The 22976-nt window shown below is 68.3% G+C and carries 18 protein-coding genes; 14 read left to right on the plus strand and 4 right to left on the minus strand.

The window, feature by feature from the left end; genetic code table 11:
• The first annotated feature begins 13 nt into the window (after positions 1-13).
• The 8 genes from IBJ82_RS28845 to ileS all read left to right on the plus strand — a co-directional run bounded on the left by IBJ82_RS28845 (position 14) and on the right by ileS (position 10340).
• Positions 14-2926: a LuxR family transcriptional regulator gene (locus tag IBJ82_RS28845; RefSeq protein ID WP_194829120.1), complete on the plus strand. Its 2913-nt coding sequence runs from the start codon at positions 14-16 to the stop codon at positions 2924-2926.
• Between the two features lie 83 nt (positions 2927-3009).
• Positions 3010-3741 (plus strand): peptidoglycan editing factor PgeF, encoded by a 732-nt coding sequence (gene pgeF / locus IBJ82_RS28850; RefSeq protein WP_194829121.1) that lies wholly within the window; start codon positions 3010-3012, stop codon positions 3739-3741.
• Positions 3738-4460 carry a YggS family pyridoxal phosphate-dependent enzyme gene (locus IBJ82_RS28855; RefSeq protein ID WP_194829122.1) on the plus strand — a complete coding sequence of 241 codons (723 nt, stop codon included), beginning with the start codon at positions 3738-3740 and terminating at the stop codon, positions 4458-4460. Before pgeF ends, IBJ82_RS28855 begins: the two co-directional genes overlap by 4 nt.
• 107 nt (positions 4461-4567) lie before the next feature.
• Positions 4568-5323 (plus strand): cell division protein SepF, encoded by a 756-nt coding sequence (locus IBJ82_RS28860; RefSeq protein WP_056816438.1) that lies wholly within the window; start codon positions 4568-4570, stop codon positions 5321-5323.
• Positions 5324-5412: 89 nt separating this feature from the next.
• The gene (locus IBJ82_RS28865) at positions 5413-5715 is read left to right on the plus strand and encodes a YggT family protein (protein WP_056816435.1); all 303 of its coding nucleotides are present in this window, start codon (positions 5413-5415) and stop codon (positions 5713-5715) included.
• A gap of 60 nt (positions 5716-5775) precedes the next feature.
• Entirely contained in the window at positions 5776-6633 is an 858-nt protein-coding gene (locus IBJ82_RS28870) for a DivIVA domain-containing protein (protein ID WP_194829123.1), read from the plus strand.
• 89 nt (positions 6634-6722) lie between these two features.
• Complete coding sequence (locus tag IBJ82_RS28875; RefSeq protein WP_194829124.1) at positions 6723-6923, plus strand: hypothetical protein; 201 nt, start codon at positions 6723-6725, stop codon at positions 6921-6923.
• Positions 6924-7205: 282 nt separating this feature from the next.
• Positions 7206-10340, plus strand: coding sequence for an isoleucine--tRNA ligase (ileS, locus tag IBJ82_RS28880; RefSeq protein ID WP_194829125.1), 3135 nt, complete (start codon positions 7206-7208; stop codon positions 10338-10340).
• A 60-nt stretch (positions 10341-10400) separates the two neighbouring features.
• On the opposite strand, the gene IBJ82_RS28885 is transcribed toward ileS, so the two are convergent.
• Positions 10401-10814 carry an organic hydroperoxide resistance protein gene (locus tag IBJ82_RS28885; RefSeq protein ID WP_194829126.1) on the minus strand — a complete coding sequence of 138 codons (414 nt, stop codon included), beginning with the start codon at positions 10812-10814 and terminating at the stop codon, positions 10401-10403.
• A gap of 109 nt (positions 10815-10923) precedes the next feature.
• On the opposite strand from IBJ82_RS28885, the gene IBJ82_RS28890 reads away from it, so the two are divergent.
• A complete protein-coding gene (locus IBJ82_RS28890) occupies positions 10924-11457 on the plus strand; it encodes a TetR/AcrR family transcriptional regulator (RefSeq protein WP_194829127.1) in 534 nt (177 codons plus the stop codon).
• A gap of 273 nt (positions 11458-11730) precedes the next feature.
• A complete protein-coding gene (locus IBJ82_RS28895; protein WP_228537827.1) occupies positions 11731-12261 on the plus strand; it encodes an NlpC/P60 family protein in 531 nt (176 codons plus the stop codon).
• On the opposite strand, the gene IBJ82_RS28900 is transcribed toward IBJ82_RS28895, so the two are convergent.
• Positions 12258-13139: a UTP--glucose-1-phosphate uridylyltransferase gene (locus IBJ82_RS28900; RefSeq protein WP_056816413.1), complete on the minus strand. Its 882-nt coding sequence runs from the start codon at positions 13137-13139 to the stop codon at positions 12258-12260. The genes IBJ82_RS28895 and IBJ82_RS28900 overlap by 4 nt on opposite strands.
• Before the next feature lie 178 nt (positions 13140-13317).
• Between IBJ82_RS28900 and IBJ82_RS28905 the strand changes: the two genes are divergently transcribed.
• The 3 genes from IBJ82_RS28905 to IBJ82_RS28915 all read left to right on the plus strand — a co-directional run bounded on the left by IBJ82_RS28905 (position 13318) and on the right by IBJ82_RS28915 (position 18522).
• Positions 13318-14619, plus strand: a complete 1302-nt coding sequence (locus tag IBJ82_RS28905; protein ID WP_194829181.1) for a DNA polymerase IV — start codon at positions 13318-13320, stop codon at positions 14617-14619.
• 60 nt (positions 14620-14679) lie between these two features.
• Positions 14680-15177, plus strand: a complete 498-nt coding sequence (locus IBJ82_RS28910; protein ID WP_194829128.1) for a hypothetical protein — start codon at positions 14680-14682, stop codon at positions 15175-15177.
• A gap of 105 nt (positions 15178-15282) precedes the next feature.
• Positions 15283-18522 carry an arabinosyltransferase domain-containing protein gene (locus IBJ82_RS28915; protein WP_194829129.1) on the plus strand — a complete coding sequence of 1080 codons (3240 nt, stop codon included), beginning with the start codon at positions 15283-15285 and terminating at the stop codon, positions 18520-18522.
• A gap of 18 nt (positions 18523-18540) precedes the next feature.
• Here the strand turns inward: IBJ82_RS28915 and IBJ82_RS28920 are convergent, their stop codons facing one another.
• Complete coding sequence (locus IBJ82_RS28920) at positions 18541-19470, minus strand: ADP-ribosylglycohydrolase family protein (protein ID WP_194829130.1); 930 nt, start codon at positions 19468-19470, stop codon at positions 18541-18543.
• Between the two features lie 97 nt (positions 19471-19567).
• Positions 19568-20485 carry an EamA family transporter RarD gene (gene rarD / locus IBJ82_RS28925; RefSeq protein ID WP_194829131.1) on the minus strand — a complete coding sequence of 306 codons (918 nt, stop codon included), beginning with the start codon at positions 20483-20485 and terminating at the stop codon, positions 19568-19570.
• Between the two features lie 34 nt (positions 20486-20519).
• Here rarD and IBJ82_RS28930 point away from each other — a divergent pair, with 34 nt between their 5' ends.
• Positions 20520-22943, plus strand: a complete 2424-nt coding sequence (locus tag IBJ82_RS28930; RefSeq protein WP_194829132.1) for a cation-translocating P-type ATPase — start codon at positions 20520-20522, stop codon at positions 22941-22943.
• The last annotated feature ends 33 nt before the right edge of the window (positions 22944-22976 follow it).

Below are 22976 nucleotides of genomic sequence, written 5' to 3' on the forward strand. Positions count from 1 at the left end.
GGTACGGAGTGTCATGTTCGAACGCGCATTCGTCGGCCGCGCCGCCGAACTCGCCGCACTGACCACGACTTTCACCGACCCCGACGCGCCCTGGTTGCTGCTGGTCGACGGTCCGGCCGGAATCGGCAAGTCCCGCTTGATCGCCGAGTTCGTCGGCGCCGCCCACTGTCGGGTGCTGATGGTCACCGGCACCGAAGACGCCAAGGCCCAGCCGCGCTACCTCGCCGACGACATCGTCGAGCAGTTGGACGACAGCCCGGTCGACGCCGACGAGGCACCGGCCGCGCCAGAGGCCGGCACGCCGGACAGCAGTGAGTCGTCACCGGACGGTGCCGACTTGGCTCGCCGGGTGCGACGTGAGCTCGGCGCCAAGGCGACCCTGCTCGTCGTCGACGACCTCCAATGGTCGGACCTCGAATCGTTGCGGTTGCTGAACTTTCTGATTCGCAACCGCCCCGTCCGCGGATTCCGGCTGCTGCTCGCCTTCCGCGAAGGCGGCTGCCCGCCGTCGATCGCCCGGCTGGTGCGGGCGCCCCGGGTGCGGACCGTACAGGTGCGGGTTCCGCCGTTCACCGAGGCCGATGTCGACGGTCTGCTGCCGGGGGAGGACCCGCGTCGGCGGGCCAGACTGTTGAGTGCCTCCCATGGCAATCCGCTGTATCTGACGCTGCTCGCCGATCTACCCGACCGCGAATTGGACCGGGCACTGCGCGGGGAGGAACCGGACCCCGCGTCGAACGACTTCGCGGCGCTGGACCGGACGATCCGCGCCGAACTGGCCCAGCTCCCGGAAACCGAGCGGCTGGTCGCGCAGGCCATCGCGGTGTGCGGGGTTCCGCCCGATTTCGAACTACTGTGCGCGACAGCTGCGCTCGCGGAGTCCGTGGTAGTCGCGGCGGTGGACGGCCTGGTCGGGCGCGGCGTGGTCGGTGTGGGCGAGGGCGCGGTGACGTTCGCCCATCCGCTGATTCGCACCGCCGCCTACCGTGTATCCGGCCACGCATGGCGAGCGATGGCCCACCGCCGGGCTGCCCTCGCGCTGCGTGCTCGCGACGCGTCGATGCCCTCGCGCGCACGCCATCTCGAGCACGCCCTTCTCGGCGGGGACGAGATCGCGGGCGCGGAACTGCGACTGGCCGCCGAGCAGGTGCTCGCCGACGCACCGGCGGCGAGCGCGCGTTGGCTCTCGGCCGCCGCGCGCATCGCCCCCGCGACCGACGACCCGCTCGCCGAAGCTCTGGCACTCGGCCGCGCGCAGTTGCTGTCCGGTGCGGCCGCGCAGGCGGGGGAGACGCTCGAACCAGCGGCGGCCACCGCGGGCAGGCACCAACTGGAGGCGCTGCTGCTGTCGGCCCGGTGCGCGCGCATGCTCGGCCGCATCGATCAGGCACGAACACTGCTCGCCCACGGTGCGACTCTGCCCCGCCGCCCCGGTGACGGACCGGTGCAACTGGAACTCGCGATCCTGGAAATGCAGGACCACCAGGACTCCGAGGGCCGGGCCCGCCTCACCGCCCTGTTCGACTCCGATGCCATCGACGACCCGGCCGTACGCGCCGCCGCAACCGCCCTGCGCTGCCTCGGGCTGCTCGCCGACGCGCGAATCGTCGAGGCAGCGCAGCTCTACGACCCCTGCGACCGTGCCTTCGGTCGGCTCACCGACGCCGCCTTGCGCGAAGTGGTCCACGCCGCTCCCGTGTTCGGCTGGTGCGCGTACTTCCTCGACCGCGACGCGAGCGGCCTACGCCAGCTGGATCGCGCGATCGCGGTGAGCAGGCGCTTCGGCCGCACCTACGCCCTCGCCGAACTCCACACCGTGCGTGCCTACTGCCTGGCCAAACTCGGCCGCCTCAACGACGCCATCGCCGCCGCCGACGAAGCCACCGACGCCGCGACCACCTTCCACTACCCCGACCTGCTCTCCTTCGCCGGCGCACTGAAACTGCGCACCCTGCAACTGACCGCTGCGCCCGAAGCGGTCGCCGCCCAGTGGCACACCATCGCCGCCCTCCCACGCCCCACCATGCGCTGGTGGCGACAAGTCGTGGAGACAACCCTCTCCGACACCGCCCGAGCCCTCCCCGGGCCGATGCCACCCGAGGACCGCCCGGGCCCTCTCCACCCGACCCACCTGGCCCGAGCGGCCCACGCCGCGATTGTCACCGGCGATCTCTCGACCGCCGACACCTTGATCACCCGAGCCGAAGCAGCCGCCGCGGCGACTGCTGGCGCCCGCCCTCCCCACCGCGACGACGTCCCCGGCGCATCTGGCCCGGTCGGTGACGCGACTGTGGACGCGGAGTCGCCCCGGGCAGCTGACAACGCTGGCATCGAGCCGAAGCTCATCTCCTGTATCACCGGCGACCCCGCCGCCCCCGATGGAGCGCCGCCGAGTCGGTCAGTCGACGGACTCGGCAGCCAGGTCGGCGCGGCAGCCTTGGCACGCGCCGACTACGCCGCGGCCATCGGCGATACCGCGGCAGCGGCGGCGGCGGCCGAGGTGGCGATCGCGGCGTTCGCGCGCGCCGGAATGGTGGTGAACCGGGCGCAAGCCGAGTTGTTCGCCGGTGCGATCGCGGGCAGACGGGGTGACTTCGGCCAGGCGACCAGCCGATTCGCCTCGGCCCGCGCGGCTTTCACCGAGACCGGCGCCATTCGCCTGCTCGACGAAGTGACGACCGCGCAGCGCCGGCTCGCAGGCGCCCAGCGAGTCGGCGCGCCCGCCGCCCTGACCAGGCGCGAGCGCGAGGTCGCCGAGTTGGCCGCCCACGGCCACACGAACAAGGCCATCGCCGAGCACCTCTACCTCAGTCCACGCACCGTCGAGGACCATCTCGGCCGGGTCCTGCGCAAACTGGGACTGACCGGCCGCGCGGGCATCGCCCGCAGGCTCGGCGATCTCGACGGCGCTGATTCGTCCGCCTGATCGGCCGACCTCGTACCCGAGGTTGACCGACGTCACCCCGGGCGTGGACCGCGCGACCTCACAACGGCACTACGCTCGAACACATGACTTCCGCACCTCCTACCGTGACCGTTCGCCGGGTGACCACCACCCGCACCGGTGGCTTCTCCGCCGCGCCCTACGATTCGTTCAACCTGGGTGACCACGTCGGTGACAATCCGGAAGCTGTGCGCCGCAACAGGATTCGGCTGGCCGAAGGCATCGGCCTCACCCCTGATCGGTTGGTGTGGATGGAGCAGGTGCACGGGCGCACCGTCGAGATCGTCGACGGCCCGCGCGCCGAACCGGTACCGGTGACCGACGCGCTGGTCACTACCGTGCCGGGACTGGCGCTGGTGGTGCTCACCGCCGACTGCGTGCCGATCCTGCTCTCCGATGACGAGGCGGGGGTCATCGCCGCCGTCCACGCGGGGCGCATCGGCGCCCGGATCGGCATCGTGCCGCGCGTGCTCGACGCGATGGTCTCGGTCGGCGCCCGCATCGACCGCATCGGCGCCTTCCTCGGTCCCGCCGCCTCGGGTCGCCAATACGAAGTCCCCGCCGCCATGCGCGCCGACGTCGAAGCCCACCTGCCCGGCAGCGCGACCACCACCGTTCGCAAAACCCCCGGTCTCGACCTGCGGGCGGGTATCCGCCGACAGCTCACCGAGGCGGGTGTCGGCGGAATCGCGGTTGACCCACGCTGCACCATCGAGGACAAAACCCTGTTCAGCCACCGCCGCGGCGCCCCCACCGGCCGCATCGCCGGTGTGATCTGGATGGGCTCCGCCGCATGACCGAAACGGGACGCGCCGCGGAGCTCTCAACTCGTCTCGACGGCTTGCTCGCCCGCATCGACGCCGCCGTCGCAGCGGCGGGTCGCCCGGCAGGTTCGGTCAGCCTCCTCCCGGTGACGAAGTTCTTCCCCGCCACCGACGTCGCGATCCTGCACGCCCTCGGCCGACGCGAATTCGGCGAGTCCCGCGAGCAGGAAGCCTCCGCGAAGGTCGATCAGCTCGGCTACGACGACGTCGAATGGCACATGATCGGCCGTTTACAACGCAACAAGGCACGCGCGGTGGCGCGGTGGGCGCACACCGTGGCTTCGGTCGACAGCGAACGGCTGGCAAACGCTCTCGACCGTGCCGCGCAGGACGCACTGGCAGCCGGCGAGCGTATCGCGCCGCTGCGAGTGCTGCTGCAGGTGAGCCTGGATGCCGACCCCGGACGCGGGGGTGTCGCACCGGCTGATCTACTCTCCCTGGCCGACCTGGTAGCGAAGGCGCCCGGCTTGCATCTGGCCGGTCTGATGGCGATTCCGCCCCTTGACGCCCCGAGTGATGTGTCGTTTGCGAATCTTGCGACATTGCACACTTCGCTGCTTGTGCAACACGCCGAAGCCACCGACCTTTCTGCAGGTATGTCGGGTGATTTGGAGATTGCGGTCGAACACGGTTCGACGTGTGTGCGTGTCGGAACCGCCTTGATGGGCGCGCGACCGATAACCTCGGCGTAGCAAAGAAACCTCACCAGTCACATTCGACTCATACGATGGGGCTGAAGAGGCGCTGAGCAAGAACTTCAACACCCGGCCGCCACCGGGGCCGAAGGAAGGTCGACCAGATGAGTACCCTGCATAAGTTCAAGGCGTACTTCGGCATGGTTCCGCTCGATGAGTACGAAGACGACTACGTCGACGATCATGCCCCTCGCGGCGCAGAGGAGCGCGCGGGTCGCGTCCGTCCGCGCAGCTACGACCGTTATGCCGAAGACCGGTACGGCTCCGACCGTTTCGAGGACGAGGCCGACGACTTCCCACAGCCGGCGTACAAGTCGGCCTACCAGGCGCGTCGTGACGACTATGTCGCCGACACCTACGCCGACGATCGCTATGAGACGCCGCGTCGCCCCACCAGGATCGAAACGGCGCCGTCGTCGGGCCGGTCCTTCCGGGCAGGCGGTGTCGCACCCGGTATGCGCGGCTCCACTCGTGGTGCGCTCGCGGTCGATCCCGACGCCGAGGAGCGCAGGCTGGAGGAGCGCATGCGCCCCGAGCCCGCGCCCGCGCGGCGTCCTGGGATCTTCGAGGACGGAGGTCCCTTGTCCAAGATCACCACGCTGCGTCCACGCGACTACGGCGAGGCCAGGATCATCGGTGAACGGTTCCGCGAAGGGAATCCGGTCATCATGGACCTGGTCGACCTGAGCAATGCCGATGCAAAAAGGCTGGTCGATTTCGCGGCCGGACTCGCTTTCGCGCTGCGTGGTTCGTTCGACAAGGTGGCGACGAAGGTGTTCCTGCTCTCACCGGCCGACGTCGACGTATCAGCGGAAGAACGCCGCCGCATCGCCGAAAACGGCTTCTACAACCAGAAATAGACACCGCACACCCGATACCGAGATGGCCGCCCGCGCACTGCGCGGCGCGGCCATTTTGCGCCCTGCCGATTTTGCGGCAGAGTGAAGCCGTGGCCCTGTTCGCGGTTCTGTACCTCGTGCTTTTCATCTTCTGGCTGTTGCTCATCAGTCGGGTGATCGTCGAGTTCATTCGCAGTTTCGCGCGCGACTGGCGCCCGACCGGTGTGGTGGTGATCGTCCTAGAGGTGATCTTCACCGTTACCGACCCTCCGGTGAAACTTCTGAGGCGGTTGATACCTCCTGTGAATCTTGGGGGGATTCGTCTCGATCTTTCGATAATGGTCCTGCTCTTCCTCGTCTTCATCCTGATGTCGATCGTGGGTAGGCTCGGTCAGCCCGTGACCTCCGTGTGACACAATGAATCGAGTAGACCGCTTGCTAGTTCTCCAAAAGACGCGTGAAGGGATCCTTCGATGCCGCTGACTCCTGCCGATGTGCACAACGTCGCGTTCAGCAAACCGCCGATCGGTAAGCGCGGCTACAACGAGGACGAGGTCGATGCCTTTCTGGATCTCGTCGAGCAGGAGCTTTCGCGCCTGATCGAGGAGAACGCCGACCTGCGTCAGCGGGTCGCCGAACTCGACACCGAGCTGGCCGACGCCAAGAAGAACCGCGGACCTGCCCCGGTCAGCGCCGCCAAGGCGCCCGTGCAGCAGGTACCTCCCCCCGCGCCGGAACCTGTTCCGCAGCCGATCCCGGTCGCGCCGCCCGCTCCGATGCCCGTCGCGGCGCCGGTGCAGAACAACGGCCCGGACGCGAACATGCAGGCCGCGAAGGTGCTCACCCTGGCGCAGGAGATGGCGGACCGCCTCACCACCGACGCCAAGACCGAGGCCGAGGGACTGCTCTCGAACGCGCGAGCAAACTCCGAGCGACTGGTCGGCGACGCCCGCACCCGCTCGGAAGCGATGATCGCCGACGCGCGTCAGAAGTCCGACGCGATGCTGTCCGACGCGCAGAACCGCTCCGACACCCAGATCCGGCAGGCCAAGGACAAGGCCGAGGCGCTCACCGCCGACGCCGAGCGTCAGCACGCCGAGATCATGGCCACCATCACCCAGCAGCGCACGGTGCTGGAAAGCCGCATCGAGCAGCTCAAGACCTTCGAGCGCGAGTACCGCGTGCGCCTGAAGTCCTACCTGGAATCGCAGCTGGAAGAGCTCGAGAACCGTGGGTCGGCCGTGCCGGTCGACGGCGGCGAGTTCGCGGGCGAGACCAACGGCTCGGCCAACAGTCTGGCTCCCGCTTCCTTCGCCAAGGGCGGCAAGTAAACTAGTTCCCGAGTCGCGCGACGCAGCGCGTCGCGTGATTCGGGAATGCCCAGTTATCGTCGGGCTGCTCGGTTGGCTTGGGAGTCACCATGCTCGTCTTGACGCTTGTTCTTGCGGCGATCGGCTTCGGACTGCTCGTCGCGGCGCTCGCCACCGGTTCGGTGGTATGGGCGTGGGGGTCCATTCTGATCTGCGTTGTCGGTGCCGCGAGTTTGCTCGTGAGTGCGCTGACCAGCCGAAAACCCGAGAACGAACCGGTCCCACCGGGCCGACACGCCCGGCGGAACTGAACGGGCGCGGAATATCGACTGGACGCACCCGGTTAGAATCGAACTACACATGGCGCTGATCCGGCTATCACCGGGGAGCCTTCGGAAGAACGGCGCGCAGCGCTCAGTAGAACCGAACGGGTGAGCCCGTCACAGCTCACACAACGAGAGGCTCGTGCCGCTCCCCGGCGAGGGACAGCGCGAGCAAACGGGGTGGTACCGCGGTACGGCGCACCGGCGCCGACATCGTCCCCGTGCCCATATTCCGCGCTCACGGCGCGGCGGCACGAGGAGCAATCCGCGATGGCGGACGAGACAACTACCGGTAGCGCATACCCCCGGGTCGATTTCGGCGCGGCTTCGGGCGCGACGTTCCCGGAGCTCGAAACCCAGGTGCTCGACTACTGGGCCCGCGACGACACCTTCCGCGCCAGCATCGACAACCGCGACGGTGAGGGTGAGTTCGTCTTCTACGACGGGCCCCCCTTCGCCAACGGCCTGCCCCATTACGGGCACCTGCTGACCGGCTACGTGAAGGACCTGATCCCGCGCTTCCAGACCATGCGCGGCAAGTTGGTCGACCGCCGCTTCGGCTGGGACACCCACGGCCTGCCCGCCGAGATCGAAGCCGAGAAGCAGCTCGGCATCACCGACAAGGCTCAGATCGACGAGATGGGGCTGGCCGAGTTCAACGCCGCCTGTAAGTCGTCGGTGCTGCGCTACACCGGTGAGTGGCGCGACTACGTCACCCGCCAGGCCCGCTGGGTCGACTTCGACAACGACTACAAGACCCTCGACCTCGACTTCATGGAGTCGGTCATGTGGGCGTTCAAGTCGCTGCACGAGAAGGGCCTGATCTACCAGGGCTTCCGCGTGCTGCCCTACAGCTGGTACGAGCAGACGCCGCTGTCGAACCAGGAGACCCGCCTCGACGACGCGTACAAGATGCGTCAGGACCCCGCGGTCACCGTCGACATGCGCCTGTCCGTCCCCGCCGAGCACCCGTTCGCCGCGCTGGACGGTGCGAACGCGTTGATCTGGACCACCACGCCGTGGACCCTGCCGTCCAACCTCGCGATCGCGGTGCACCCCGACGTGCGGTATGTGCACGTGCGCGGCGCCGATGACAAGCGCTATCTGCTTGCCGCCGAGCGTCTTTCGCACTACAGCCGCGAACTGGGCGAGGAGCCGGAAGTGCTCGGCGAGTACGACGGCGCGGCACTGGCCGACCTGTCCTACGCCCCGCCGTTCGACTTCTTCGTCGGCCACCCGAACTCGCACCGCGTGCTCACCGCCGACTACGTCACCACCGACTCCGGCACCGGAATCGTCCACCTCGCACCGGCTTTCGGTGAAGAGGACATGGATGTCGCCGCGGCCAACGGCATCGAGATCGTCCAGCCACTCGATCCGGCGGGCAAGTTCACCTCGATGGTGCCGCCGTACGAGGGCCTGATGGTGTTCGATGCCAACCCGGTGATCATCAAGGACCTCAAGGCCGCCGGGAAGCTGCTGCGGCACGAGACGATCGAGCACTCCTACCCGCACAGCTGGCGCTCCGGTCAGCCGCTGATCTACATGGCCGTGCCGTCGTGGTTCGTCGCGGTCACCAAGTTCCGCGACCGCATGGTCGAGCTCAACCAGCAGATCAGCTGGGTGCCCGAGCACATCCGCGACGGCCAGTTCGGCAAGTGGCTCGAAGGCGCGCGCGACTGGAACATCAGCCGAAACCGCTACTGGGGCAGCCCGATCCCGGTCTGGGTCTCCGACGACCCGGCCTACCCGCGCGTGGACGTCTACGGATCGCTGGACCAGCTCGAAGCCGACTTCGGCGTGCGCCCCACCGACCTGCACCGCCCGCACATCGACGAGCTCACCCGGCCCAATCCCGATGACCCGACCGGGAACTCGACCATGCGCCGGGTGCCCGAGGTGCTCGACTGCTGGTTCGAATCGGGCTCGATGCCCTACGCCCAGGTGCACTACCCGTTCGAGAACAAGGAGTGGTTCGACAGCCACTTCCCCGGCGATTTCATCGTCGAGTACAACGGGCAGACCCGTGGCTGGTTCTACACGCTGCACGTGCTCTCGACCGCGCTGTTCGACTCGCCCTCGTTCAAAACTGTTGCGGCGCACGGCATCGTGCTCGGTGACGACGGTCTGAAGATGTCGAAGTCGAAGGGCAACTACCCCGACGTCAACGAGGTCTTCGACCGCGACGGCTCCGACGCCATGCGCTGGTTCCTGATGAGCTCGCCGATCCTGCGCGGCGGCAACCTCATCGTCACCGAGCGCGGTATCCGCGAAGGCGTGAGCCACGCGATGCGGCCGCTGTGGAACGCGTGGACGTTCCTGCAGCTCTACGCCTCGAAGCCCGGCGTATGGCGCACGGATTCGCCGAACGTGCTCGATCGCTACATCCTCGCCAAGCTCGCGGTCACCCGCGACGTGGTCACCGAGGCGCTGGAGACCTACGACATCGCCGGTGCCGCCGACGAGTTGCGTGGGTTCGCCGACGCGCTCACCAATTGGTATGTGCGCCGGTCGCGTTCGCGGTTCTGGTCCGAGGACCGCGAAGCGGTCGACACCCTGCACACGGTGCTGGAGGTGGTCACCCGCCTCGCCGCACCGCTGCTGCCGCTCATCACCGAGGTCATCTGGCGTGGGCTCACCGGCGAGCGCTCGGTGCACCTCACCGACTGGCCGACCGAGACCGAGCTGCCGCACGATCCCGAACTCGTCGCCGCGATGGACGAGGTGCGGGTGGTCTGCTCCACCGTGCTGAGTCTGCGCAAGGCGCAGAACCTGCGGGTGCGGCTGCCCCTGGCCGAGGTCACCATCGCCGCGGCCGATGCCGAGCGGCTCGCGCCGTTCACCGAGCTGATCGCCGACGAGGTCAACGTCAAGAAGGTCGACCTGACCACCGACGTCTCCGCGCACGGCCGGTTCGAGCTGGTCGTCAATGCGCGCGCCGCGGGCCCGCGCATCGGTAAGCAGGTCCAGACGGTGATCAAGGCCGTCAAGGCGGGGGAGTGGAGCGAATCGGCCGACGGTGTCGTCACCGCCGCCGGAATCACCCTGCTGCCGGAGGAGTACACCCAGCGCCTGGTGGCCGCCGAGCCCGAGTCCACCGCCGCCCTGCCCGGCAATGCCGGCCTGGTGGTGCTGAACTCGGTGGTCACCGAGGAGCTCGAGGCCGAGGGCTGGGCCCGTGACCTGATCCGCGACCTGCAGGAAACCCGCAAGTCGCAGGGTCTGGAGGTGTCCGACCGGATCAGTGTGGTCCTGGATGTGCCCGCCGAACGGGCGGAGTGGGCCGCGACCCATCGCGACCTGATCGCCGGGGAAATCCTCGCCACCGCACTGACTTTCGGTGACGCCGGTGCCGATGCCGCCGAGATCACGGGCGGCGTGAAGGTGTCGGTCGCGAAGGTCTAGTTATTCGTGACAGCGAAAGGGCGGGACCTGTTGGTCCCGCCCTTTTTCGCGTGAATTCGGTTACTCGACAACCAGTTCCACCGGGATATTGCCCCGCGTGGCGTTGGAGTACGGGCACACCTGGTGGGTGGCTTCGATGAGCTGCTGCCCCTGCTCGTTGTGCAGGTGCTCCGGCAGTTCCACGCGCAGCACGACCGAGAGTCCGAACCGGCCGCCTTCCAGGGGGTTCAGGCCGACCTCGGCGGTCACCGAGGCGTCGTCGGCGTCGAGCTTCATCCGCTTGGCGACCAACTGCAGCGCACTGGCGAAACAGGCCGAATAACCCGCCGCGAAGAGCTGCTCCGGGTTGGTGCCCGCGCCGTCGCCGCCCATCTCCTTGGGGCGGGCGAGCGTCAGATCGAGGACGCCGTCATCGGTGTAGGAACGGCCGTCGCGGCCGATCGAGGTTGCGACCGCGGTGTAGATGGGTGCCATGTTGTCCTCCTAGACAGACTTGTCTGTTCGCTTGTGATCCCAGAGTAGACAGACCTGTCTGGTATCGTCAAGGGGAAGCGCTGATTCCCTGAAAGGACGCAGGTCACCGATGAGTGCGGCTCGTGAACGTCTACTCGACACGGCAACCCGGTTGTTCTATACCGAGGGTGTCCACACGGTGGGTATCGACCGGATCATCGCCGAGGCCGGCATCGCCAAGGCCACGTTCTATCGGCACTTCAAGACCAAAGAAGACCTGGTGGTCGCCTATTTGCAGCGCGAATACGCCCGCCAGCGCGACGCGCTGGAATCGGTGCAGGGCGAGGGCTTCGCCACCATCACCACCATCTTCGACACCCTCAGCGACATCAGCTGCGGTCCCGGCTTCCGTGGCTGCCCCTTTCTCAATGCCGCCGTCGAATTCCCCGACCCGCAACACCCGGTGCGTCGCGTCGTTGACGAATACCGCGCCTGGTTTCGCGAACTGATGGCCGAACACCTCCGTGCGGGCGGCCATTCCGCCCCCGACGACGCGGCCCGCGCCCTGCTGCTCACCCGTGACGGCGTCACCATCAGTGGCGGTGTCGGTGACAGCGACACGGTGCGCGCCGGTATTCGGGCGGCGCTGACCCACATCGCCTGAGCGTTCTCAAAAATATGCTGGAAAGTTGCTGAAGTTGGTGACATCGGCGAGCCTGTCCGGCACAATCGTGATGTTACTGCTGATGCGCATGGAACCGCTGAGGCGACAGTGACTGCTCGTGACGATTGTCCTGTGGAAACGGTGCCGCGCCGGTGATGGCGACATCCCGGCGCGACACCGGATCAGTGGGTGGCTCACCCGAGGATCAGGCGATGCCGCCCGATAGCCGACCAGCCGGAAGCTCAGCTCCCGGCCGTGAGGAAGGGCGCGCACATGAAGCGAAAAATTCTGAGACGGATGGCCCTGGGCTTCGTCGCCACCGTCACCACGACAGCAGCCCTCGCCGGTCCCGCCTTTTCGCAGCCGGGTAGCGCGTCGGGCTCGGGAGGGTCGGGCTCCGGAGCGTCGGGATCATCGTCGGGGAGTTCCAGTGGCTCCGGCATGATTCCGTTTCCCAGCGCCACCGGTATCGGCGCACTCACCGCCGCCATGACCCAGCTCGGCAAACCCTACGAGTGGGGCGCCGTGGGCCCGCACTCCTGGGACTGCTCGGCGCTGGTCCAGTGGGCGTTCCGGCAGGTCGGCGTCACCCTGCCGCGTACCACCTGGGAGCAGGCGAAGGTCGGCCTCCCGGTGACCTTCGGCGGTCTGGCACCCGGCGACGTCGTCATCCTCAACGGCGACGGCTCCCATGTCGGCATCTACGCGGGCATGGGCCAACTCCTCGACGCCCACGACTGGGGCGTCCCCGTCGGCCTGCACCCGCTGCGCGAATTCGATATCTTCGCGATTCGCCGGTTCTAGTTCTCGTCCACCAGCTGACGCAACAACGGGCCGTATTCGGGATGGGCCAGGGCCGAGGCGAACTGGGCCACCAGGTAGTCGGCCGGGTTGCCGGTGTCGTACCAGCGGCCCTGGATGACCTGGCCGTACACCGCGTGCTCGGCGGCGTAGTTGTTGATCGCGTCGGTCAGGTACACCTCGCCGGTCTGGTGGGTGTACCAGTTCTCGGTCTGGATACGCAGCTCGTCGATGATGCCGGGCGTCACGACATACCCACCGATCGCCGCGAAGGCCGACGGCGCGTCTTCGGGCTTGGGCTTCTCCATCAGGCCGGAGATGCGGAGCAGCCCGTCGTCGAGGTCCTCGCGCACCACCGGCACGCCGTAGCGTTGCGATTCACCCGGCGACATCGGCAGCAGCGCCAACACCGGGCACCCCGTCGATTCGTAGGCGGTGATCAGCTGCTGGGCGCGCGGTACCTCGGCGACGAACACGTCGTCGGGCCACAGCACCAGCATCGGTTCGTCGCCGAGGTGGCGTGCCGCGTTGAGCACCGGCGTGCCGTTGCCGTACGGACCGTGCTGGTCGAGGTAGGTGATGTGACCCTCGCGGGAGAGCTCGCCCACCTCCTCCACGGCATCGGCGTAGGCGGACTTGCCGTCGGCGCGCAGCTGCGCCACGAGCGCCGGATTCGGCCGGAAGTGATCCTGGATCAGCGACTTGCCGCTGCTCACGACGATGGTGATGTCGGTGATGCCGGAGGCCACCAGCTCACGCACGGTGTGCTCGATCACCGGTTTGTCGCCGACCGGCAGCATCTCCTTCGGCGTCGCCTTGGTCAGCGGAAGCAGCCGGGAGCCGATTCCCGCCGCCGGAATGACAGCCTTGCGGATCTTCATCTCCCGATCATCACATATTCGGCTGTGTCATCTGTGTGCGACGGCTGGCAATGTGCTCGAGAAATTTGTCGGTGGCCCGGCGTAGATTGCGCCCGTGAGCACCCACACCCCTGCCGCCGGGGCTCCGGCCAGGCCCGATGCGGCGGTCACCGCCCGTCGCTGGGTGCTGCACATCGATATGGATGCTTTCTTCGCCTCGGTAGAACAACTGACCAGACCCACCTTGCGCGGCCGCCCGGTCCTTGTCGGCGGGGCGACTCAGCGCGGTGTCGTCGCGGGGGCCAGCTACGAGGCCCGGGTCTACGGCGCGCGCTCGGCCATGCCGATGCATCAGGCCCGGCGCTTGATCGGCGTGTCGGCGGTGGTCGTGCCGCCGCGTGGCGCGCTGTACTCGGTGCTGAGCGCGCAGGTGTTCGACGCGTTGCGCAGCTGTGTTCCGGTGCTCGAGACGCTGTCGTTCGACGAGGCCTTCGCCGAACCGGCCGAGTTGGTGGGCGCGAGTGTCGCGCAGGTCGAGGACTACTGCGCGATGCTGCGCGCACTGGTGCGGGCGCAGACCGGGCTCACTGCTTCGATCGGCGCGGCGACCGGGAAACAACTCGCCAAAATCGGGTCCGGCTTGGCCAAACCCGATGGTATGCGGGTCATTTCGCCCTCGGAACAGGGCGAGTTGCTCGCCGCGCTGCCGGTGCGCAAACTGTGGGGGATCGGTCCGGTGGCCGAGGCAAGGCTGCGCAGCCTCGGTATCGAGACGGTCGGCGCGTTCGCCGCACTGCCGGAGTCGGAGGCGGTCTCCACCCTCGGTGGCAGCATGGGCGCCGCCCTGCACCGGCTCGCGCGCGGGATCGACGACCGCCCGGTCACCGAACGCGCCGAGGCCAAGCAGATCAGCGCCGAGAACACCTACGAGCGCGACATCGTCACCATGGCCGACCTGCGCGCCGCCGTCACCGCGATGGCCGCGTCGGCGCATCGCAGGCTCGAACGCGACGGCCGCGCCGCCCGCACCGTGGTCCTCAAACTCAAGAAGTCGGATATGGGCATCGTGACCAGGTCGTTCACCCTGCCCTACGCCACCGCCGACCTGACCACCCTGGCCGCGGCCGCGCAACGCTCGGCGATCGATCCCGCCGAGCTCGGCCCGATCCGCCTAGTCGGCGTCGGTTACGGCGGACTGTCGCTGGTGCGCCAGGAATCGCTGTTCCCCGAACTGGATCAGGCGGTACCCGCCGATGTCGGCACAGTCGAGGACCCGCCACCGCCGTCGCCGGAGGGCAAGTCGAATCTGCCTGTGGGACTGTGGTTTCCGGGTATGGACGTGCGTCATCCGGAATTCGGGCACGGCTGGGTGCAGGGTGCGGGGTACGGCGTGGTGACCGTGCGTTTCGAGACCAGTTCGACAGGCCCCGGCGCGGCGCGTACCTTTCCAGCCGACGACACGGGGCTGACACGGGCCGATCCGCTCGCCAGTCTCGCGTGAGCGAGTAGCCTCGTCTACCGCGATGGAACCACTCCCACCTCGAACGCAAAGGACGAGCAGTTGAAGCTTCGTACGACCGGACGTGTAGCGATCGCCGGACTGGCCGTGGTCGCCGCCCTCGGCCTGAGCGCGTGCAGCGACGACAAGGGTGACAAGCCCGCCGCCAAAACCACCACCAGCGCGAAGGCTTCGGGCTCGGCGGCAGCGAACCTGCCCCCCGTGCCGACCGTGGAGCAGCTCAACGAGCAGCTCAACACCGCGTTGGATCCGGCGGTCCCCAACGATCAGAAGCTGGACTTCGTGCAGGGCGGCGAGGCCGATCCCGAGCTGCCGAACCGCTTGGCCCAGGCGGCCTCGGACGCCAATGTTCAGGTGCAGGTCACCGAGGTGACCTCCTTCGGTGACAGCGTCAACGCCAAGGCCAACTTCACCGTCAACGGTCAGACCAATGTCGTCGACGTGCCGTTCGTGGCCGAGGACGGCAAGTGGAAGGTCCAGAAGTCGTGGGCCTGCGGCATGATGACCAACCTGGGTCAGACCTCGGTCGCCTGCCCCTGATCTTCCCCGCTCCGGCCCCGTTCGGTTGTTTCCGAACGGGGCTTTTGCGTGCGAGTCGAGACGGTGTTTCGCCTGCTGTCGGTGCCACGGCTACTATCGGGCCCCGTGGTAGAGACGATCGTGCGGCAGGGGCATCCGCCCAAGGATGTTTCGGGGCCCGCGCGACGTGCTCGCCCGGGGTGGGCGCGCATCGTCGCGATCGTCGCGGGACTGATCGGCATTCTCAGTGCCGCGGTGATCCCGTTCCTGCCCGTGCGGGTCGACGCCGCGACGGTGTCGTGGCCCCAGCAGGGATCGCCCGCCGCGGTCGAATCCCCGCTCGTCGCCTACGCGCCCGCCGCGCTGTCGGCGACGGTGCCGTGTGCCGCGTTGAGTTCCCTGGCCGGAACCGGCGGTGTGGCCGTCTCCACCGTGCCGCGTCAGTCGGCCGACATGGAGAAGTACGGCTTCGTCGTGAAGGTGGTCGCCGATACCGCCGAACGCCCCGGCCGCGTGGACGTGGTCTCGCGCTCGACCCTGGTGTGGACGGCCCCGCTCGCCGACGTGCTCGACCGATCCTGCGCGCTGACGATCGCGATCACTCCGCAGGAATCCACGGTCACCACAACAGGTCTCGGTGAGGGCGCCGCCGTGGCCGCCGATCTGCGTCCGCAGGTCGTGGGCGTGTTCAGCGAGCTGACCGGCGCCGCCCCCGCGGACCTCGCGGTGCGCGTCGACGTCGACGCCCGCTACACGTCTTCCCCGACCTGGCTCAAACTGGCCGCGATCGTGCTGTGCCTGCTGGCAACGGCCGTGTCCCTGTTCGCCCTGCACCGCCTCGACGCCCTCGACGGCCGCTCCGCGCGCCGATTCCTGCCGCAACGCTGGTGGCGGCTGCGCCCGGTCGACTGGCTGGTGTTCTCGGTGCTGGTCGTCTGGCATTTCATCGGCGCCAACACCTCCGACGACGGCTACATCCTCGGCATGGCGAGGGGTGCGCGCAGTTCGGGCAACATGTCCAACTACTACCGCTGGTTCAGCGTGGACGAGGGCCCGTTCTACACCCCCTACGTCGACATCATCGGTTGGCTCACCCACATCTCCGCGGTCAGCCCGCTGGTTCGGCTGCCCGCACTCGGCGCGGGCGTGCTCACCTGGTGGTTGATCAGCCGCGAAGTGCTGCCGCGCCTCGGCGTGGCCGTGCGCCGCGAACGCGTCGCCACCTGGACCGCGGCCTTCGTCTTCCTCGCCTTCTGGCTGCCCTACAACAATGGTCTGCGCGCGGAATTCGTTGTCGCGCTAGGTGTTCTGGTCACCTGGGTCTCGGTCGAACGAGCGATCGCGACCCGGCGACTCGTGCCGTTCGCCGTCGCGGTGATCGTGGCCGCGTTCACCCTCACGGGCGCACCCTCTGGCCTGATCTGCCTCGGCGCGCTGGTGGCCGGTGCGCGCGTGGTCACCGCGATAATCGTGCAGCGGTCGAAGTCGGTGGGCTATTCGGCGCAGTTGCTGCCGATCCTGGCCGCGGGCACGGTGGTGCTCACTGTCGTCTTCGCGGACCGGACCTTCGCCGGCGTGCGGGAGATGTTCGCCGTGCACAGCGTGATCGGGCCGGGGGAGTCCTGGTTCTTCGAATTCATGCGCTACCAGTACCTGCTGCAACTCAACGCCGATGGCTGGCTGACCAGGCGATTCGGCGTCTTCGTGATGCTGATCGGCCTGATCGTCTGCACCGCGGTCATGCTGCGGCGCGGTGGCCACATCCCCGGCACCGCGGTCGGCCCGGTCCGGCGCATGCTGGGCATCACCCTCGCCGCCATGGTGCTGATGATGTTCTCGCCGACGAAGTGGACCCACCAGTTCGGTGTGTTCGCGGGCCTGGCCACCTGCGTCGCCGCGGTCACGGCGGTCGCGGTGAGTTCGGACGTACTGCGACCGTTGCGCAATCGCGCGCTGTTCGCCGCGGGTGTCTTCTTCACCCTCGCGATGACCTGGGTGGGCGCCAACGGGTACTGGTACGTCTCCTCGTGGGGAATTCCCTGGTGGGACAAGCCGCCGACCGTCGCCGGCTACGGCGTCTCGACCTTGTTCGTCGGCCTGACCCTGCTGGCGCTCGCGGTGGCGGCGTGGTTCCACGTCCACCCGAATCCGAATCCGAAGGCCGAGGTAGGACGCTTCGCCGGGACACCCGTCCTCGCCGTCGCCGCCGCGATGATGGTGCTGTTCGAAGTGGCCTCCTTCGCCAAGGCCACCGTCTCTCAGTACCCCGCGTACTCCCTCGCCGGCTCCAACCTCTCCGCGGCCTTCGCCGGCGGGTGTGGGATGGCCGACGAGGTTCTCGTCGAAACCGACCCGAACGCCTCGATGCTCGCGCCGCTGTCCGGTGACCTGACCACCACGATGAACGGCACCGACTCGACCGGCTTCCGGGCCGACGGTGTCGCGCCGGTGCTCACCTCCGACGAGGTGGAATCGACCACCGGCCAAGCGAATTCGGTGTCCGACGATCCCGACAAGCTCCGGGACGCCTCGACCTCGGCGGGTTCGGAATCGCGGCAGGGCTCGTTGCAACTGCCGTTCGGTCTCGACCCCGCGACTACCCCCGTCCTCGGTAGCTACCGCTCCGGCGCCCAGGAACCCGCCGCGCTGACAACGGGCTGGTTCCGCCTGCCGGACGGCCCGCGCGGCCCGCTGCTGGCGATGTCGGTGGCAGGCCGGATCCGCTCGGTCGACGCCGACGGCATCGTCCACCCCGGCCAGGAACTGGCCGTCGAATACGGCACCGCCGCGGCCGACGGCGCCGTCACCGTGACCGGCCAGATCGCTCCGACCGATATCGGCCCGGCGCCGATGTGGCGCAATCTGCGGGTCCCGATGGATCAGCTGCCCTCGGACACGAGCGTCGTCCGCCTGGTCGCCGCCGACAAGGATCTCGGCGCCGACCAGTGGCTGGCGCTCACCCCGCCGCGCATGCCGCAAACCACCACGCTCAGCGCGGTCGTCGGACGCACGGCCCCGGTCCTGCTGGATTGGGCTGTGGGACTGCACTTCCCGTGCCAGAACCAGATGCCGACCTATAACGGCATCGCCGAACTCCCCGAATACCGCATCCTGCCCGACCGCAACGGCGCCACCATCACCAACCTCTGGCAGGGCCACGACGGTGGCGGTCCACTGGGCTGGACCCAACTCCTGTTCACCGCCCGCACCCTGCCGACGTACCTGAACAACGACTGGGACAGGGACTGGGGCTCCCTCGAGCAATACCTGCCCCTCGACACCACCGCCACTCCCGCGAAGGTCACCGTCGACTCCGAAAACCGTTGGGGCACCTGGACCCCCGGCCCCGTCAGCTCGGCCTGGTAGTCGCGGTTCGCGGATTGCCTACCGGGAATTGGTGGCGATGCGCAGGGCGAGGTCCGGGAGGTCGGCGCCCGTGAGCCCTGGGTAGCCGTGGAGGATGGCGCGCCAGCGGGCAGGCACGGCCGAGGCGCCCCAGCGGGCGCCGAGCAGTCCGCCCGCGATGGCCGCGGTGGTGTCGGTGTCGTTTCCCGCGCGCACGCACGCCTCCAAGGCGAGCGGAAGCTGTTCGGGCGTAGCGGGATCGGTGGTGGTGATCGCCCACCACGCGGTCTGCAGGGCATGCACCACCCAGCCGTTGTTCGGGAAGTCGGCGGGCGTGCCCTTCTCCGCTTCGTCGAGCCGTTCGGTCCAGTACGCGGATTGTGGTGAGCCGCTGACATATTCGCGAACGCCGTCGAAATCGGCGTTGAGCACCGCGTGCCGGATCGCGTAGGTCCACAGCTTGCAAGCCTCGACGGCGTTCTCGTCGTGGTGCGTGAGTAACCCGACCCGGCCCGCCGCCGCGACGCATTCCGCGGCGTCGTCGAGATAGGCCAACGCGACCGGCGCGGTGCGCATCAGCGACCCGTTTCCGCCGGTTCGTCCTGTCAGCGACATCGCGACGGCTTGCATGTCCAGCGCGGACGACGGCCTGGCAGACAACACAGTTCGAGTCTGATTCCCGATGTCAGGCGGCTTCGAGTCGTACCAGGAGACGAACCCTGCCGCGACCGCGTCGAGATCGATCCCCGGCCCGTTGGCAGCGGCTACCGCTACGGCCACGGCCATCGACGTATCGTCGGTCCACTCACCCGGCGCCCAGTTGAACATCCCGCCGCCGATCATGTCGATCACGGTGTCCGGCGCCGGATGAGTGAACTCGTATCCGGCCCCCAACGCATCACCGGCCGCAGTGCCGACCAGTACTCCGGCAACCCGATCCGAAAAGCCCGCATCGTGCACAGAACCCACCCCTCTCGGGTGACCACTATCCGATTGTCCGACTAGCGAGCCTACCGGTCGGCTTGTGATCCACCCGCGAGTCACGCCGGTGTGACACCGAATCGAGCTATTGCGCGATCACGCCGGTCGCCGCGGCCGTCGAGAGGTTGCGCTTGCGACGACCCCGCAGCAGGGCGTCGGTGGTGAACACCGCCAGCGCCGTCCAGATCAGGGCGAATCCCGCCCAGCGGGAGGCGGGCATGGGTTCGTGCATGACCGCCACGCCCCAGGCCATCTGCAGGGCGGGGGTGAGGTACTGCAGGATGCCCATGGTCGAGAGCGGGACCCGCTTGGCCGCGACAGCGAACAGCAGCAGCGGCAGCAGGGTAACCGGCCCGGTGGCGAGCATGAGGCCGAAATGGGCGGGGCCGGAGGTCATTTCGCTGCGGCCGGTCGCCACCGAGACGATCAGGAACGCCAGCGCGAACGGGACGGCCACGATGCCCTCGGCCGCGATGCCGGGCAACGCGTCGAGCCGGATCACCTTCTTCACCAGCCCGTAGGCGGCGAACGAGCAGGCCAGGATGAGCGCGATCACCGGCGGCCTGCCGTAATCGACGGTCAACACCACCACCGCCAGCGCACCCAACCCCAATGCCACCCACTGCGCCCTGGTGAGCCGTTCCCGGAACAGCAGCACGCCGATGGCGACCGTGACCGGAGGGTTGATGAAATAGCCGAGCGCGCATTCCACGATGTGTCCGGTGGTGACGCCGAAGACGTACACGCCCCAGTTCAGCGACAACGCCGCCGAGGCCGCGGCGGCCATTCGCCAGGTCTTGGCATCGATCCCGCGCAAGTCACCGAGGCGGCCTGTCAGCGTGAGCACGAGCAGTACGACGACCAGCGTCCAGACGATCCGCTGCGCCACCACTTCGGCAGGCGAGGCGAACGACAGCAGCCCGAAGAAAGCGGCGAACGAGCCCCAGATGAGATAGGCCCCCGCCCCGAAAACGACGCCGGGCGGGGATGAGCTGCGCTGCATTCATCCCATGATACGACCGGCTAATCTGGCGAGCATGTCCATATCCGTGCAGGAACCCGCGGCCGCCGGGCTCACCGCAGCACAGGTCGATGAGCGCCGCCGCGACGGGCGCACCAACGACGTCCCGGCCAGGGCGAGTCGTTCGGTCCGCGAGATCGTTCGCGCGAATGTCTTCACTCGCATCAATGCCATTCTCGGCGTGCTGTTCCTGCTCGTACTGTCGACGGGCTCGATCATCGACGGCATGTTCGGGCTGCTCATCGTGGCCAACAGCGCGGTCGGCATCATCCAGGAGATCAGGGCCAAGCGGACCCTGGACGAGCTGGCGATCGTCAGCCAGGCCAAGCCGACCGTGCGCCGCGACGGCCTCGCCCATCAGGTCGCGCCCGGCGAGGTGGTCCTGGACGATCTGATCGAGCTCGGCCCCGGTGATCAGATCGTGGTCGACGGCGAGGTCGAAGAGGCCGCCGCGCTCGAGATCGACGAGTCGCTGCTGACCGGTGAGGCCGACCCGATCGACAAGGGCGTCGGCGCACCGGTGATGTCGGGCAGCTTCGTGGTGTCGGGTTCGGGCGCCTACCGCGCGACCAAGGTCGGCAAGGACGCCTACGCCGCGAAATTGGCCGAGGAAGCCAGCAAGTTCACGCTGGTGCACTCCGAATTGCGTTCGGGTATCAACAAAATCCTGAAGTTCATCACCTACCTGCTCATTCCGGCCGGTCTGCTCAGCATCTACAACCAGCTGGTCTCGAGCGGGGAATCGTGGCGGCCCGCCGTGACCGGGATGGTTGCCGCGCTGGTGCCGATGGTCCCCGAGGGCCTGGTGCTGATGACCTCGATCGCCTTCGCGGTCGGTGTGGTGCGCCTGGGCAAACGCCAGTGCCTGGTCCAGGAACTGCCTGCGATCGAGGGCCTGGCCCGCGTCGACGTGGTGTGTGCCGACAAGACCGGCACCCTCACCGAGAACGGTATGCGCCTGGCACAGGTCGAACCGCTCGGCGCGTTCGACGAGGCACAGGTGAAGACCGCACTGGCCGCGCTCGCCGGTGACGACCCGCGCCCCAACGCCAGCGTGCAGGCCATCGCCGAAGCGCTGCCCGACTCGCCCGGTTGGTCCCAGACCGCCATCGCGCCGTTCTCCTCGGCCAAGAAGTGGAGCGGCATTTCCTATGGCGCCCAGGGGGATTGGCTGCTCGGCGCCGCCGACGTGCTGCTCGATCCCGGCTCCGCCGACGCCGCCCATGCCGAGCAGCTCGGCTCGTCGGGTCTGCGTGTGCTGCTGCTGGCGCGCAGCGACCGCCCGGTCGACGCCGACGACGCGCCCGGCCGGGTGGAGCCCGCCGCGCTGGTGGTGCTCGAGCAGAAGGTGCGGCCGGACGCCAAGGAGACCCTGGAATACTTTGCGAGCCAGCAGGTCTCGATCAAGGTGATCTCCGGCGACAACGCCGTGTCCGTCGGCGCGGTCGCCTCCTCACTCGACCTGCCCGGCGGTGACCACGCCGTCGACGCGCGCACCCTGCCCGACGATCAGGCCGCGCTCGCCGACATCCTCGATCACGAAACCACCTTCGGTCGTGTCCGTCCCGACCAGAAACGCGCCATGGTCGGCGCCTTGCAGTCGCGTGGGCACACCGTCGCCATGACCGGTGACGGCGTCAACGACGTGCTGGCGCTCAAGGATGCCGATATCGGCGTCGCGATGGGCGCGGGCAGCCCGGCCACCCGCGCGGTGGCGCAGATCGTGTTGCTGGACAACAAGTTCGCGACCCTGCCGTACGTGGTGGGGGAGGGCCGCCGGGTGATCGGCAATATCGAGCGCGTCTCGAACCTGTTCCTCACCAAGACCGTGTACTCGGTGCTGCTGGCCTTCCTCGTCGGCATCGCGGGCGTCGGTTCGCAGATCTTCGGCTACGACCCCATCGGGTATCCGTTCCTGCCACGCCACGTCACCATCGCGGCCTGGTTCACCATCGGCATCCCGGCGTTCGTGCTCTCGCTGGCGCCCAACAACGAGCGCGCCCGCACCGGCTTCGTCGGCCGGGTGATGCGCCTGGCCGTGCCGTCGGGTGTGGTGATCGGCATCGCGACGTTCGTGTCCTACCTCATCGCCTACGCCGGACCGGAAGCCTCCGAGACGCAGAAGGTGCAGGCCGGCACCACCGCGCTGATCACGCTGATCATGATCGCGATGTGGGTGCTCGTGCTGGTGGCGCGGCCGTATGTGTGGTGGAAGGTGGTGCTGATCGCGGTATCCGTACTCGCCTACGTCGCGCTGTTCACGATTCCGTTCACCCGCGAGTTCTTCAAACTCGACCCGTCCAACCCGCGGCTGACGCTGGCCGCGGTGGTGTGCGGGGCGATCGGCATCGTGCTGGTCGAGCTGGCATGGTGGGTGCAGTCCCGGCGCTCCGGCGGTGCGGGCAAGCTCTTTCCTCCGGTGGGCGCGCAGGGGGCGTGAGGAGTCGCTGACCCCGCCGTAACCGATTCCAGA

This window comes from Nocardia sp. XZ_19_231 (assembly GCF_015355705.1).
Classification (GTDB): domain Bacteria; phylum Actinomycetota; class Actinomycetes; order Mycobacteriales; family Mycobacteriaceae; genus Nocardia; species Nocardia salmonicida.